Origin of the sequence: Prevotella sp. oral taxon 317 str. F0108, assembly GCF_000162415.1 — a bacterium.
Taxonomy (GTDB): Bacteria; Bacteroidota; Bacteroidia; order Bacteroidales; family Bacteroidaceae; genus Prevotella; species Prevotella conceptionensis.
The window spans coordinates 975,256-990,782 of sequence record NZ_GG740072.1; the positions used below are offsets into that span (position 1 = coordinate 975,256).

12 protein-coding genes are annotated in these 15,527 nt (G+C 46.4%); 5 read left to right on the plus strand and 7 right to left on the minus strand.

Translation table 11 applies throughout. The features are described from left to right. Positions 1-11 precede the first annotated feature (11 nt). A complete protein-coding gene (locus tag HMPREF0670_RS03560; protein ID WP_009229801.1) occupies positions 12-821 on the minus strand; it encodes a glycogen/starch synthase in 810 nt (269 codons plus the stop codon). Positions 822-1,020: 199 nt separating this feature from the next. Between HMPREF0670_RS03560 and panC the strand changes: the two genes are divergently transcribed. Together panC and panD are read left to right on the plus strand one after the other, a co-directional pair. Next, on the plus strand, positions 1,021-1,872 hold the full coding sequence (gene panC / locus HMPREF0670_RS03565) for a pantoate--beta-alanine ligase (RefSeq protein ID WP_009229802.1): 852 nt from the start codon (positions 1,021-1,023) through the stop codon (positions 1,870-1,872). A gap of 6 nt (positions 1,873-1,878) precedes the next feature. Next, positions 1,879-2,226, plus strand: a complete 348-nt coding sequence (panD, locus tag HMPREF0670_RS03570; RefSeq protein ID WP_009229803.1) for an aspartate 1-decarboxylase — start codon at positions 1,879-1,881, stop codon at positions 2,224-2,226. A gap of 168 nt (positions 2,227-2,394) precedes the next feature. On the opposite strand, the gene HMPREF0670_RS03575 is transcribed toward panD, so the two are convergent. From HMPREF0670_RS03575 to HMPREF0670_RS03595, 6 genes are all read right to left on the minus strand, one after another. After that, positions 2,395-2,823, minus strand: a complete 429-nt coding sequence (locus HMPREF0670_RS03575; protein WP_009229804.1) for a biotin/lipoyl-containing protein — start codon at positions 2,821-2,823, stop codon at positions 2,395-2,397. 7 nt (positions 2,824-2,830) lie between these two features. After that, complete coding sequence (locus HMPREF0670_RS16645) at positions 2,831-2,989, minus strand: hypothetical protein (RefSeq protein WP_009229805.1); 159 nt, start codon at positions 2,987-2,989, stop codon at positions 2,831-2,833. Positions 2,990-3,031: 42 nt separating this feature from the next. Next, the gene (locus HMPREF0670_RS03580; RefSeq protein WP_009229806.1) at positions 3,032-4,597 is read right to left on the minus strand and encodes an acyl-CoA carboxylase subunit beta; all 1,566 of its coding nucleotides are present in this window, start codon (positions 4,595-4,597) and stop codon (positions 3,032-3,034) included. A 158-nt stretch (positions 4,598-4,755) separates the two neighbouring features. Continuing rightward, on the minus strand, positions 4,756-7,137 hold the full coding sequence (locus HMPREF0670_RS03585; protein WP_044077863.1) for a carboxypeptidase-like regulatory domain-containing protein: 2,382 nt from the start codon (positions 7,135-7,137) through the stop codon (positions 4,756-4,758). A gap of 1,702 nt (positions 7,138-8,839) precedes the next feature. Then, the gene (locus HMPREF0670_RS03590; protein ID WP_009229808.1) at positions 8,840-9,727 is read right to left on the minus strand and encodes a glycoside hydrolase family 25 protein; all 888 of its coding nucleotides are present in this window, start codon (positions 9,725-9,727) and stop codon (positions 8,840-8,842) included. Positions 9,728-9,909: 182 nt separating this feature from the next. Beyond that, the gene (locus tag HMPREF0670_RS03595) at positions 9,910-11,550 is read right to left on the minus strand and encodes a diphosphate--fructose-6-phosphate 1-phosphotransferase (RefSeq protein ID WP_009229809.1); all 1,641 of its coding nucleotides are present in this window, start codon (positions 11,548-11,550) and stop codon (positions 9,910-9,912) included. 320 nt (positions 11,551-11,870) lie between these two features. Between HMPREF0670_RS03595 and HMPREF0670_RS03600 the strand changes: the two genes are divergently transcribed. The 3 genes from HMPREF0670_RS03600 (at position 11,871) to HMPREF0670_RS03610 (ending at position 15,522) form a co-directional block, all read left to right on the plus strand. Continuing rightward, positions 11,871-12,140, plus strand: coding sequence for a hypothetical protein (locus tag HMPREF0670_RS03600; protein WP_009229810.1), 270 nt, complete (start codon positions 11,871-11,873; stop codon positions 12,138-12,140). A gap of 184 nt (positions 12,141-12,324) precedes the next feature. Next, positions 12,325-12,879, plus strand: a complete 555-nt coding sequence (locus tag HMPREF0670_RS03605) for a 1-acyl-sn-glycerol-3-phosphate acyltransferase (protein ID WP_009229811.1) — start codon at positions 12,325-12,327, stop codon at positions 12,877-12,879. Between the two features lie 9 nt (positions 12,880-12,888). After that, entirely contained in the window at positions 12,889-15,522 is a 2,634-nt protein-coding gene (locus HMPREF0670_RS03610; protein ID WP_009229812.1) for a hypothetical protein, read from the plus strand. Positions 15,523-15,527 lie beyond the last annotated feature (5 nt).

Sequence of the window (15,527 nt, forward strand, 5' to 3'; positions counted from 1 at the left end):
ATAGGCCTACATTACTTTTCGGGATATACGGTGTCGTAAAACTTTTTATAAGACTCGGTAAAGTCTTGACCTGGATATTTCAACACGGGCACGCCCTTCTTGTCTGCATAATCCAGCAGTTGTTGTTTTATTCCCTCACCGCCTTCAATCACACCGTCGCTAAAAGCAATGGCCAACTTTTCCAGTTCGTTGTAATCGAACTCGGCGTTGAACTCGGAAAGTGTCGCGGCCTTTATCGACTTATACTCCAAAGTCTTCTTGAAGTTATGGCCAAGCTGTCCTTCCAAGCCGTGGTTAAATAGCGAGGTTACCACCTTTGTGTTGGCGAAAGTGGGTTCGTCTTTGAACGCTTTCTTGATAAGCACGGGGATATATGCGGCCATCCAGCCTTGGCAATGAATGATGTCGGGGTTCCAACGCAGTTTCTTAACGGTCTCCAAAACGCCTCTTGCGAAGAATATTGCGCGCTGTCCGTTGTCGGAATAGAGTGCCCCATTTTCGTCGAGAGCCATTTGGCGTTTCATGAAATAGTCGTCGTTGTCAATGAAATACACCTGAATTCTTGTCGAAGGAATAGACGCCACCTTGATAATCAGTGGGTGGTCTGTTTCGTCGATAATGAGATTGACACCCGATAGGCGTATCACCTCGTGCAATTGTCCGCGTCGTTCGTTGATGTTTCCCCACTTAGGCATGAACGTACGTATCTCGTACCCAGTTTCTTGGATGTTAAGCGGCACATTGTAGCCCATTAGAGACATTTCCGTTTCGGGAACATACGGGGTTATCTCTTGATTAATGAATAAGATTTTTTTTGACATACTTGACTTTGTTTTGCTGGGACAACTTGCATCCCACTTCTTAAAACCGACTACAAAGGTACAAAAAAACATTGAGAAACAGGGCGAAACGCTTGCTATTTGAAGTTCGGGCCATTGCTTTTTGGTATATTTTTAATGATATTCTTTCTTATTTAAGAAAAAAGCAGTTATTTTGCATGCGCTTAGAAGATACATAGCAATGAAAGTTTTTACAAAGATTGTAGACCTGCAAGATGCATTATCTTGCCATAGGAAACAACATTCCGCCATCGGTTTCGTGCCAACGATGGGTGCTTTGCATGCTGGACACGCCTCGTTGGTGGAGCGTTCGGTAAAAGATAACGACGTTACTGTTGTTAGCATATTCCTAAACCCCACACAGTTTAACGACAAAAGCGACCTTGAACATTATCCACAAACATTGGAGGCCGACTGTAAACTGCTCGAAAAGGTGGGAGCCGACTACGTATTCGCACCTTCGGTGAACGAGATTTACCCCACTCCCGATACGCGCGTGTTCGATTTTCCACCCGTAACAACGGTGATGGAAGGCGCTAAACGCCCAGGACACTTCAACGGTGTGTGTCAAGTTGTGAGCCGTTTGTTCGACATCGTGCAGCCCGACAAGGCTTATTTCGGTGAGAAAGATTGGCAACAGATTGCCGTAGTGAAACGTTTAGTGGAATTTATGGGCAGCAACATTGAGATTGTTGAATGCCCCATCGTAAGAGAAGAGAGCGGTTTGGCGATGAGTTCGAGGAACGAAAGGCTTACGCCTAATGAGCGAAAGCTGGCCGCCAACATTTACAAAACCTTAAAGGAAAGCCTTGACAAGGCCAAAACCCTTACGCTTGAAGAAACGCGAAAGTGGGTTATTAATGAGATTAACGCGCACGAGGGATTGGAAGTTGAATACTTTTCTATCGTTGACGGACTAACACTGACCGACCTCGACGATTGGAATGCCAGCCCGTACGTGGTTGGCTGCATCACCGTCTATTGTGGTGAAACTCCAATTCGCCTCATCGACCACATTAAATATAAAGGATAAAAGAGTATGCTTATCGAAGTGTTGAAATCTAAACTGCACTGTGTGACGGTTACCGAGGCCAACATCAATTATATGGGCAGCATCACCATTGACGAGGATTTGCTGGATGCGGCCAATATGATTGCGGGCGAAAAGGTGCAGATTGTAGACAACAATAATGGTGAGAGGTTTGAAACCTACATCATTAAGGGCCAACGCGGCAGTGGCGAAATATGCCTTAACGGCGCAGCGGCACGCAAAGTGTTGGTGGGCGACACGGTTATCATCATGTCTTATGCCCTCATGGACTTTGAAGAGGCCAAACAATTTAAGCCCACCGTGGTGTTTCCTGAAAACAATAAGGTACCCAAATAGCAGAATAATGACGATATAAACCAACGCCCATTACTGGGGAAGTGTCCGCCTTTTCTGACTACATAAAAAAAGATGAGCTTGCAAATAAGGTTAAATTTAAACCTTTTGCAAGCTCATTTTTATGTTCCACCTTCTGCGTTTAACAACGCGAGAATAAGGGTTAGCCGTTTATTCCACCACTACAAGTGGAGTATCTTCAAGCACGCTTTCGCCTTGCTTAACGCAAACAGCCGTAACTTTACCAGCCTTTTCGGCCTCGATGTTGTTGGCCATCTTCATGGCTTCGAGCACAACGAGCGTGTCGCCAGCAGCAACGGTGTCGCCAACGGCCACCTTAATCTCGGTGATTACGCCAGGCAGAGGAGCCTTAATGGCATTGGCTGTGTTGACATTAGTGGCAGGAGCAGCACTTTCTTCAGCGGCAGCCGATGCTGCGGGTGCGCCCAAAACCACCTTTTTCTTTTCAGGTTCGGCCTCAGTCTCCATCTCAACCTTGAAACTTTCGCCGTTAACCGTTACCTCTGCAACGTTCTCTTCGATGTCACCGATGGACACTTTATATTCTTTTCCATCGATGGTATATTTGTATTCTTTCATACTTTCTTTATGGTTTTTGTGTCATTGAAAGGAATTTGGCATTCCAAAGGGTGTCTCGTTTCTTGATAGTAATGAAACCAGGCTCTTTGTCGTGCACGTTATTGCCCTTGAACTCGTGAAGTGCCAATGCGATGGCAGCATAGATGTTCTTGTCTTTCGTAGCCATAATTGATAATGATAAATAATTATTGCAACTTACCTATGCCTATTACATGGGCATGCAGCCATGTTTCTTGGCTGGCAGACTCTGACGTTTGGTTGCGAGTTGGGCTAAGCCGCGGCAAATGCGGAAACGCGTGTTGCGCGGTTCGATAACATCGTCGATATAGCCATACTGAGCAGCTTGGTAAGGATTTGCAAACATCTCTGTGTACTCTTCTTCCTTTTCAGCTAAGAATGCCTTAACGTCTTCGCCTGCATCTTTTTTCTCCTTTGCCTCCTTAGCACAAAGAACGGCCACGGCACCAGATGCACCCATAACGGCGATTTCGGCCGTTGGCCAGGCAAAGTTAAGGTCGGCGCGAAGTTGCTTGCAGCCCATAACGATGTGGCTACCACCGTAACTCTTACGCAAGTTGATGGTTATCTTAGGTACAGTAGCCTCTCCGTAGGCGTAAAGCAGCTGTGCACCGTGCAAGATAACAGCGTTGTACTCCTGTCCTGTACCGGGAAGGAAACCTGGAACGTCTACCAAACTAACGATAGGAATGTTGAAAGCGTCGCAATATCTCACGAAACGTGCACCCTTTCTAGATGCGTTTACGTCTAGCACACCCGCGTAAGCTGAGGGCTGGTTGGCCACGATGCCCACGCTTTGCCCGTTGAAACGTGCAAAACCCGTGATGATATTTTTGGCAAACTTAGGCTGAACCTCAAAGAATTCGCCGTTGTCGGTGATGGCCGTAATCACCTTATACATATCGTAAGCCTTGTTGGGGTCGTCGGGAAGAATGTCGTTCAGGCTGTCATCCATGCGGTTGATGGGGTCGTCGCAAGCCACACGTGGAGCCTCCTCGGTGTTGTTCGAGGGAATATAGCTTAGCAACTTCTTTATCATGTCCATAGCCTCTTCTTCGGTTTTGGCCGTAAAGTGGGTTACACCACTCTTCGTTGCGTGTACCGATGCGCCACCAAGGTTCTCCGAGTCCACGTCTTCGCCCGTTACCGACTTAACCACTTTGGGGCCAGTAAGGAACATATACGATGTGTTTTCCATCATCAGGGTGAAGTCGGTAAGCGCTGGCGAGTAAACTGCGCCGCCTGCACACGGACCAAAGATGCCTGATATTTGGGGTATTACACCACTTGCAAGGATGTTGCGCTCAAATATTTCGCCATAGCCAGCAAGTGCGTTGATACCTTCTTGTATGCGTGCGCCTCCTGAGTCGTTCATGCAAATAACGGGTGCGCCCATCGTCATGGCCATGTCCATTATCTTACATATCTTCTGCGACATCGTTTCCGATAGCGAACCACCGTTCACCGTGAAGTCTTGCGCATACACATACACGAGCCTTCCATCAACAGTTGCCGAGCCAGCAACCACGCCGTCGCCAAGGTATTGTTTCTTTTCCATACCGAAGTTGTGGCAACGGTGCAACTTAAACATGTCGTATTCTTCGAAACTACCTTCGTCTACAAGCATGTCTATGCGCTCGCGAGCTGTGTATTTGCCACGTGCGTGTTGTTTTTCGATAGCTTTTTCGCCACCACCAAGACGGGCTTGTTCGCGCTTTGCGATAAGCTCCTTGATTTTTTCTATTTGTTTGCTCATAAGTTATTTAATTGTTTCCTTATTCTCAAAATATCTGCAAAGTTAGACAAAAGGAACGTAATAATCTAATTTTATGTCCCTTTTGTTGTCCTTTACATGTTTTACTGGGTATATTTTTCTGCTTGTCGGACAAGCATTAGCGGTTTTCTGATACCTCGTTAGAACTCAAGAAGTGCACGCACATTCACCAATCTACCAGTAAGATAGTTGGGCACGGCATACTGCTGGTTGGTTACATCGGTAATCCAAAAGTAGCTGTTTACGTTGTTTATGCCAAAGAGGTTCAGGCAATCCACGCCCAACCAAATGTTCTTAAACGGCGATTTCTTTTCTCTTTGCTCATTATTTAGCAGTCGATAACTCATACCGATGTCGGCGCGCTTATAGGCCGGTGCCCTAAACGAGTGGCTTTCCATTTGCCTATGCGGCGCAGAGAATGGCAGCCCATCGGCAAAAGCCAACTTCAACGACATCTTCCAACGGTCGGTTCCCGGAAAATAGTCGGTGAAAAACATGTTTATCGAGTAGCGTTGATCGGTTGGAAGTGGTAATGACTTGCCATTCAGTTTCATGCGCGTATCCATCAACGAAAGACTAATCCACGAGTCTGTGCCTGGAACAAATTCGCCATAAAGTTTTAAGTCGATACCTGCCGCATGCCCGTTGCTGAGGTTATCTCCATAATAAACCACCTTCACGTTGTTCACACTGTAAGGAACAAGGTTGGCCAAAGCCTTATAATACAACTCGCCCGTAAGTTTAAAAGGACGTCCCGACACGTTAAACCTGTAGTCCATGCCTGCAATGAGATGCAACGAACGTTGGCTCTTTATCTTTTTGTTAAGTGTTACGCGCGTTTCGTGGTTCACGGTCGAAGTGTCGCGCAATTCCTTAAAGAATGGGGCTTGATAATAAAGGCCTGCCGCAAAACGCAATGTAAGATTGGAGTTAAAGGCTGGAACGATGCCCAAAGACACGCGCGGACTAACGATTGTTTCCTTATTAAAGTCCCAATGGCTCATTCTGATGCCGTAGTTAAGGTTGTAACGTGTGTTCTCGTTTTTACCACCAAACCGATAAGTGTCTTGCGCATAGGCCTCTACCCTATTTGCATCGAGCTGGTTTCTAGCCCTAAGCGAATAGATAAGGTGTAAGTCGGTACCTGTATGTGGTATGCTATATCCGCTAGAATCGCGCATTTCGTACTCATGACTGCGTTCCTCAATATGTTCGCGCTTTAATGTCACGCCGCTTTCCACCTCATGCTGTTTCGACTTGTGGGCAAACACCAACTTTAAGCTTGTTACTCGTGCCTGCAAAAAGTTACGTGCATGCTGAAAATACGTTCCCACACCAAGGTTTTCGCTCGTTTCGGTCTGCGTTAACCAATATTGTCCTTGTATGTCGTAGGTTTCTTTCTCTTTGGTTTGAAAGGCCGACGCCACCAATGCAAGCGATGTGGCATCGCCAAAGTTGCGCTTAACACTTAACGAACCGAAGTAAGTACGAAACAAGTCTTTCTCTTGCCCATCAAAATAAACCTTGAATGAGCGAACGTTTTGCATCGTGCCGAACTTTGTTTCGCGGTCGGCCGGCGTAAAGTTAAATTGGTTGTTGGATATGTTGCCTATGAAATCTATCTGCCACCGCTTATTGGGAATATAGCTAAGATAGGTTTGATAGTCTAAGAAATTGGGACTATACTCGCCCTTTGTTTCAAGCGAACCAAGCAGATATTTGGTTGTTTTGTACCTCACGGCATTGCTCCACGAAAACGTTTTACTGCCTAATGCCACGTAAGCCGACCCGCCTAGCAGGCTCAACGACAAGGAGCCTTCAAACCGTGTGGGGCGTTTGTAGGTAATATCCAATGCCGACGACATCTTGTCGCCGTACTTAGCAGCGTAGCCTCCCGTTGAAAATCCAATCTTTTCCACCAAGTCGGGATTGATAACCGATAGGCCTTCTTGTTGTCCGCTGCGCACCAAGAACGGGCGATAAACCTCTACATTATTAATATATACGCTGTTTTCGTCGAACGCTCCTCCACGAACATTGTATTGAGAAGAAAGCTCGTTATGCGTTGATACGCCTGCCTGTGCCTGTATCAACTCTTCCACGGCATTGCCGCTCGCAGTTGGGGCAAGCTTGTTTACATCCTTTTTCAGTTCTTGTGTCTGTCCCGTCTGTCGGCGCATCTCGGTAATGCTCACCTCTCCCAACGTGTTGTCGCCCTCGTGCAACACCACTTGCAACGTCTGTTTGCCCCGCGGATTTCTCAAAACACGTGTTTTGGTTTTGTAGCCAATCATGGAAAACTTCACCACCACCGAGTCGGCCGAGTGCAAAGTAAGGCTAAACTCGCCTTTCAAGGAGGTAAGCGCCACCTTGCCCTGGCTCAACACCGAGACAGTGGCCAGCTCAATGGGCGACATCTTCTCGTCGGTGATGCGCCCTTGCAGCGTAAACGTCTGGGCGTTCAGGCTCGTAGACAACAGCGACAACACAGTCGCACAAATCAATATAACGTAACGGTTCATCGCAAGTATAACGTAATGCGGCCATAAAAATTGCATACCATGAGGAGATTTGTTGCTATGGCAATGCCTGTTGAGGGATAACAGCCAACAAAATACCACTAACTTATGCCGTTTTAGTTCCAAAACATATCGAAGTTGCCTAGACTTTTAATGTTTCTAGAATAGAGGAGGAATGCAGAGCAAACCAACTCTCTGGTTTATAAACACACGAATACATCAACTCATCAACTCATCAACTTACAAGCCCAACAACTCACAAACTTACCAACTCATCAACTCAAAAACTCATCAACTTACAAGCCCAACAACTCACAAACTTACCAACTCATCAACTCAAAAACTCATCAACTCAAAAACTCACAAACTCATCAAACTCACAAACTCATCAACTCAAAAGTTCATCAACTCATCAACTCACAAACTTGTCAATTCACAAGTTTATCAATTCACAAGCTCACCAACTCACAAGCACATCAACTCAAAGACTTAATTTTATTGTTTTTATCTTACAATACGCCTCTAATTTTCATTCCGTTCTAGCGAGAAAACTGGTTATAAAGTAGTAAAATTGCTACTATTTCTAACCTTTCACACCCTTAAAATTGTTCACATTTAAGAAAACGACCTGCATTTTGCACCATTTAGCCTGTCTAGTTTGGTTGTCAGCTCGTAATTTACCCAGCCCATTCACACGCTTTTAGACCCTAAAACCCCACTTTTTAATGCCCATTTTGTCCTTTTTAGTCCTATTTTTAATGGCGAAAAAGGTTTTGTTTATACCGTTTACTGTGTATTTTTATGCTTTTCACCTTGCATTCAGCAGCATTTTGCACTACGTTTTGCAGCATTTCACCTTGCGTTTAGCACCAAAACGCACTGCATTTAGCACCAAAACGCAGTGCATTTAGCACCAAAATGCACTGCATTTAGCACCAAAACGCACTGCATTTAGCAGCAAACAACCAAAACAAGGGTGAAAATGGCGGCCTATCCAAATAAATATTCATTTCGCTGCATTCACATACTAACCGCATTTTGCATCAAAACCAACCTTAGCGAGAATCGATTTTTTGCGGCAAGGTGGGCGATTGGTGACCAGAAAGGGCACTCAGAATGTTAAAAAACAGACTGAAAAGTTGACAGAACTTCAAATTGACGAGCTGATGGGTAATTCGGGTGACGTGTTAACAAGCAGGAAAGTTGACGAGATGATTAGTTGACAAGCTAACGAGTTGGACAGGGCGTTATGCCGTTAGTTTATGAGTTTATTCCTTTTTCAAGGCATAACCACGCTTTGCCACAGACGAAGGGGATAGAATTTCAGTTCTTATCGTATCTTAGCACGGTACTTCGTACAGAAAGAGGCGTGTTTATCTTGTTTTACAGCAAAAAGGTAATAAACTTCCTCGCATTGTATAGAAACATTAAAAGCCAAGACCACTTGTGTGTGAGTGTAAAAGTTCGAGATTTTTTGAGTTTATAAGTTTGTTAAGTTTTTAAGCTTAAGCAGTGTTCACAGTCAACTAAATACAATCGTTGCATCAAGTAACGCATAATAGATGCCTACCTGAACAACGTCTGCAAGCCATTTATTACAAACAGCTATAAATCAACAAATTAAAAACTTTACTTGCGGCGTATTTCAGGCTTAAAGAAACAAGGTTGGCCGAATTGTGGGCATAACAACATGGCAATACCTATTTTATTCGCCAAAGATTCGTTCCGAACCGATAGTTAGGCGTTTCAGTTCGTAAAAGGAGCCGTTAAAGATATTCAAGTCCACATATCCGCGAATACCGTCTAAACGGCCAGCATCGGTGTGTTGCCAAAACTTCCATTTGCCCTTATACTCCACTTTCTCCACGTAATAATGGGCAATCCAATAAGGATAGTCGTCAAACACAGGTGCGCTAAGGTATTGTTCCTTGAACTTATAATAGGTATAGATGATTGGTTTAACGTGGTACTTGTCTTCAACAATGTGCAGCCAAGTCAGCACATCACGCTGAAAATCTTCCACCGAGCGGTTCTTGGGCTTGTGCTCTACATCAAGTACCGGCGGCAGGTCGCCTTCTTCAAGGTGCACTTGTTTTAAAAAGAAGTTGGCTTGCGCCCTTGCCGACGACTTGTTGCTCCAAAAATGGTAAGCGCCACGAATAAAACCGTATTCGCGGGCTTGGTAAAAGTTGTCGTTGAAGTTCTCGTCGATACCCGACGAACCCTCTGTCGACTTCACAATGACGAATTTAAGCGGAAAGCCGTCGATGGTTGCGTCGCTCAACTTGTCCCAATTAATTTCACCTTGATAGTGAGATATGTCTATGCCGTGAATGGCAAAACCGTCTGGATAGTTTGCATCGCCATACAAAGCACGCCAACGAAACCCCGTAGGGCCTACAAAGAAGTAATAAAACACCCATACATAAAGGCACACCACGCCCACACCGCCTAGCCACCACGCCCAACGGTGCGACGAACGAAGAAAGCCGGGAATGAGCCAGTAGAAGAAACGGGCACGACGTCTGCCGCGACCACCACTTCTCCTTGTGTTTCTTTTATTGCGAACCTTTGTTGAAGATTTTCTTGCCATATATCAATAGCGTTGCGCTTATACCGCCTTGTGGCCGTATGAGAATTCACCAGTATCTGAATGGGATTGAAAACAAAGCCCCAACAAAGCCTTTGGTTAGGGCTATAACTTGATGGTATAAGATGGAAGAGGGCAAGAACCCACCCCGTAAAGATGTGGGTTCTTGTCTTCACTGTGTAATGTTACGCTTGCTCGAGAAGCAATGTACGTGTGGGAACATCGCAAACCTCGCTTGGCCCCCAATATTGAATAGGACCAGGATAAATGTAGCAAGTGTTTTTGGCCCATTCGTCGCGTTTGGCTGCAAAAGCTTTGAAAGGTTTGCCGTCGAGTTCAACCAGAGCCTTGCGGATAACAGGTTTCATCTCGCCGCTACGTCTTTCCATGTTCATCATCATCGTGATGGGCACTCCGCCTGCTTTCCATTCATCTGCCTGGGCCGTGGTGTTCTTCACTACGGCCATGTAGCCCGTTTTGCCGCAGGCAATGAGCAACGCAGCACTTGTACCTAAGGCGTAACAGTAGTCGGCATCGAAGTTAGAGGGAGCGGCGCAACGGCCTTCGTAACCCATGAAGTGGTGCAAAGCAGCGAAATGGCCGTGGTATTTGCCTTCCTTAGCCCATTCATCCAATTTGGCCTCAACCATTTCAGAAATAAGTTTCTCAGTCTCGATGAGCGATACCTGTACGTTGCCGTGTGGGTCGCGGTCGAGCGACAATTGGCGGGCAACACTATAGGGCAACGTTTCGAATGTTGCCTTGTTCTCGGCCGAAAGGTGGGACATGATGTAAGCGCGTTGAGCATCTTTGTCGAGGTCTTTATAGTCGGCACCATGTGCTGCCAGCAGGTCGTTCAGCTCATGGATAAGCCTGCCGATGGCTGGAACGAACTCAATAAGCCCTTCGGGGATGAGCACAACACCATAGTTTTGTCCGTTAGCCGCGCGATGTGCCACTGCCGAGGCAATCTCTTCGATGATATCGTTAAGCGTTAGGTCTTTGGCCTCCACCTCTTCGGAGATGATGCAGATGTTAGGTTGGGTTTGCAAGGCACATTCCAAGGCGATATGCGATGCCGAACGTCCCATCAGCTTAATGAAATGCCAATACTTACGGGCCGAATTGCAGTCGCGTTCGATGTTTCCGATAAGCTCGCTGTAAGTCTTTGTAGCAGTATCGAAACCGAAAGAAGTCTCAATCTGCTCGTTCTTCAAGTCGCCGTCGATAGTTTTGGGGCAACCGATAACTTGTACGCCGTAATTCTTGGCTGCATAATATTCGGCCAATACGCATGCGTTGGTGTTCGAGTCGTCGCCGCCGATAATAACGATGGCCTTAATGTCCAACTTGCGGATAATCTCCAAGCCCTTTTCAAACTGCTCGGTTGTTTCCAGTTTCGTACGTCCGCTACCAATCATGTCGAAACCGCCGGTGTTGCGATACTCGTCAATGAAGTCGGCCGTTATTTCAATGTAATTGTGGTCTACAAGTCCGCCAGGACCCATAAGGAAACCGTAAAGGCGGTTATTGGGGTTCAGGCGTTTCACCTCGTCGAACAATCCCGAAATCACGTTGTGACCGCCAGGTGCTTGTCCGCCGCTAAGTATAATGCCCACGTTTATTTCTTTCGAAGGCATTTTGTCGCCTTGTACGAACTCAACCAAGGGCATTCCGTATGTGTTGGGGAACAATTTCTTAATCTCATCCTGATTGTCTACACTCTTTGTAGGAGCGCCCTCGCTCACTTTCACTGCACCTTGAAGTGCCTTTGGCAATTTGGGCTGGTAAGAAGCTCTCGCTTTCTGCAATGCACTTTTTTCCATTCTCTTATTTGAATTACTTAAATATGATAAAATTAAAACGTATGTACAAACTGTAAACAGTGATTAACGGCAATTTGCCACCAAACAAGACACGTTTGCAGCAAACCCATTTACTTCTTCTACTGCAAAAGTACCAAAATTGTTGCACACTCAAACAGAAAAACGCAACAAATGAAAATTAAGGCATATTTTTTTGCCCAAATAGTGTTTGGTATCATATTTTTTGTTATCTTTGGCTTTTGGTTGAAGGCCCATTGTGCAATCAACTGCAACAATCATTGTTTTAACGGGGCAGGGACACCCCTAAAATTTAATGCAGTATGAACAAAAGAGAATTGAAAAAAAGCGTGAACTATATTTGTTCCGAGCTGTTTGCGGAGGGCGTGGCCGCTTCGCTCTACTCCCAAAATGCCGATAAGGACAACATCAACGCGTTGTTGGCATCTATTATCAACATACAGAACGACTTTGTAAGGAGAATTTCGCATCCCGAGCCAGGCATGCCTGCAAAGGTGTTTTACAAACAGCTGATAAAGGATTTCAACAACACCGTTTCGGAAGTTATTGACCAAATAGCACACCTGCAATAGCCCGACATCAGGCCGAAGGTGAAAGATTAAGAGCCGAAAAGAAGAAATGAAGATAACAGTATAAGCTGCGAAGGACAAGCGTTCGAGAGAACAAGGCCTCGCTGCAATGGCTAACGATTGCCGTGGCGGCAGTTCGATATGCTGAAAAACAAAGTAAGAAATTACAGCTAGCAAACAACAAATAATGTTAAAGAATATCTGTGCGTGGTTACTATACCGACGTATGGGATGGAAAACCAACATCACGGTGGCACATCCGAAGAAGTATATCATCTGTTTGGCACCCCACACAAGCAACATGGACTTCCTTATTGGTCTGCTTTTCTCTAGGGCAGAAAACATGTCCAGCGGCTTTCTCATGAAAAGAGAATGGTTCTTTTGGCCACTCGGGCCGATATGGAGAAAGCTAGGCGGCATTCCTGTATGGCGCGATAAGAAATCGAGCATGACGGACAACCTTGCAGAATTGGCAAGAAAGGCCGACACGTTTAGCCTTTGTGTCACGCCCGAAGGAACGCGTTCGCTAAACCCCGATTGGAAGAAAGGCTTTTACTTCATCGCACAAAAGGCCGGCATACCTATCTTGCTATATGGCGTTGACTACGAACGCAAGCTGATTGAATGTACACGGATGATAGAACCAACGGGCGATGTAGAGGCCGACATGAAAGAGATTAAACTGTATTTCAAAAACTTCAAAGGCAAAAATCCTGAACTGTTCACCATTGGTGACGTGTAACACACAGAGATGAATAAGTTTCTTTTGTGGTGTAACCTGCTCGTATGCGCATGCTTTACCAACGCTTTGGCGCAACCCAATGCCCTCTTAGTTGACTTAGACTATCAAGGGCGTCCCTTAACCACCAACCTATCTAAGCCATTTAACATAACGGCAGGGCTGGGGGGCAGGCATTTATCCATCTGGGCCAGCCATGGATTGTACTACGAAACCAAACGTAACTCGTGGCAATGGCAACGCCCACCACTTTTTGGCACCAACGAAGACCTCTTCACACCCACCATCGTGTTGCCTTATCTCATTCCCATGCTAGAAAAGGCAGGGGCAATAGTGTTGTCGCCAAGAGAGCGCGACCTACAAACAGAAGAGGTGATAGTGGACAACGATGCCAACAACAATCATATATATAATCATATATATAAGGAGAAGAACGGACTGCACCATTGGCGAAACACAACAGCAAGCGGCTTTGCCAACCCAAGAACAACCTATGCCGACGGCGAGAATCCGTTTTTAATGGGAACGGCACGAATGGCACGAACCGTTCAACGAGAAGACAAACGAAGTGAAATTGCCTTCATCCCCAAAATTAAAAACGATGGGGAAAAGGCCGTTTATGTTTGTTACCAAACACTACCCGAAAGTACAGATAATGCACAATACACCGTGTATCACAAAGGACAAGCCACTACTTTTAGCGTAAACCAACGCATGGGAGGCGGAACGTGGGTGTATTTAGGCACGTTCGACTTTGGAAAAGGGTGCTCTGAAAGCAATTGTGTGGTGCTGAACAACCTCTGTACAAAGGATGGAATGGTAACGGCTGATGCCGTTCGTTTCGGTGGAGGCATGGGAAACATCCATCGCGGAGGAAACATTAGCGGTGTGCCAAGAGCTTTGGAAGGAGCTAGATACGCCGCACAATGGTATGGCGCGCCACAAGAAGTGTACAGTTCGAAAGAAGGTCGCGACGACTATGGCGACGATGTAAACGCTCGCGGCCTAATAAGCAATTGGTGGGCAGGTGGTTCTGTGTTCTTGCCAACAAAGCCAGGGCTGGGCATTCCCATCGAGTTATGCTTGGGAATACACAGCGATGCAGGGGCAGATAGGCAGAGTAGGAACCTCGTTGGCTCACTGGCCATCTGTACTTCGTACTTTAACGATGGGCGATTGTCCACTGGCATGACACGAAACCTTTCGTTGAACTTCGCCGAAAGCATGCTCGAAACAATCCACAACGACTTAGTGCAAAAGTTTGGACGATGGGAAATTCGCGAGCTTATCGACAAGAACTACTCGGAAACACGAATGCCCGACATCCCTTCGGCTATCTTGGAGACACTGTCGCACCAGAATTTCCCCGACATGCGGCTAGGTCACGACCCCAACTTTAAGTTCACTTTGGCGCGTGCCGTGTACAAAAGCATCCTCCGTTTTATGTGCAACCAACATGCAACAACGGCCATTGTCAGTCCACTTGCGCCCTCAAACTTCCACATCAACTACCTCTACAACGGCCGAATAAAGCTGGGATGGAGCGAAACGGAAGACGAATTGGAACCCACGGCCAAGCCAATGGGGTACATTTTATATACGGCTATCGACTCGGCTGGCTTTGACAACGGCCGAATGATTAAGCAAAATGAGATTGAACTCGCCCTGCGGCCCCACTCAACATATAGCTTTAAGGTGGCGGCAGTTAACCAAGGGGGCGAGAGTTTCACATCAGAAACTCTCTCGGCCTATTACCAACCAGAGGCCACCAGCACCATTTTGGTGGTCGATGGGTTCGATAGACTTTCCTCCCCAGCTGTAATCAGCACGCCACTACAACAAGGCTTCGACCTAAACGAAGACTTCGGAGTGAGCTTGGGCACGCAAGCGGCATGGGTTGGCTACCAACAGAACTTCAACAAAAGGGCTGCTGGCGTTGACGGATGGCAGGGATTAGGATACAGCGACACAAGTTTGCAAGGGCAATTGGTTGCAGGCAATGACCAAAACACCGCCCGAACACACGTTGAAGACATTGCTGCAATAAAGAAATATAATGTGGTATCGGCATCTATGAAGGCCGTTGAGAAAGGATTATGCAACCTTTCGCGCTATCAGTGCATAGACTTCGCATTGGGTTTACAGCGCAACGACGGCCATTCGCTCGTGAAATACAAGACATTCACGCCCGCCATACAAAAAATTATACGCGAATACAGCAGCAATAACGGCCGGTTGATTGTGAGCGGAGCATACGTTGGCACCGACATGAGCGACTCGTTAGAGCAAGTTTTCTTGGCCGATGTATTCAAGGCATCGTTCGAAGGCACGGTGCGAACAGACACACTGCTAGCTGCCATCAGGCCTTTGGCGAGCGATACAGATTCTATTCCGCGCGACAGCGTTGTGGCTTTGCTCTACAAATCGCCCAACGCCGTGCACTATGCGTCCCAAATGGTAGACGTGTTAACCCCATTAGACGATGCTACAACGGGCTATCGCTACGCTGGATGGTGGCCTGCATCAGTGGCTTATGTGGCAGGCAGTCGGCGAAGTCATCTTTTCGGCTTTCCGTTAGAGTGCATCAAAGACCGCGAGGACCGCAGGCGGATAATGGCCGAAACCATCGACACGATAATGAAGTAATAATT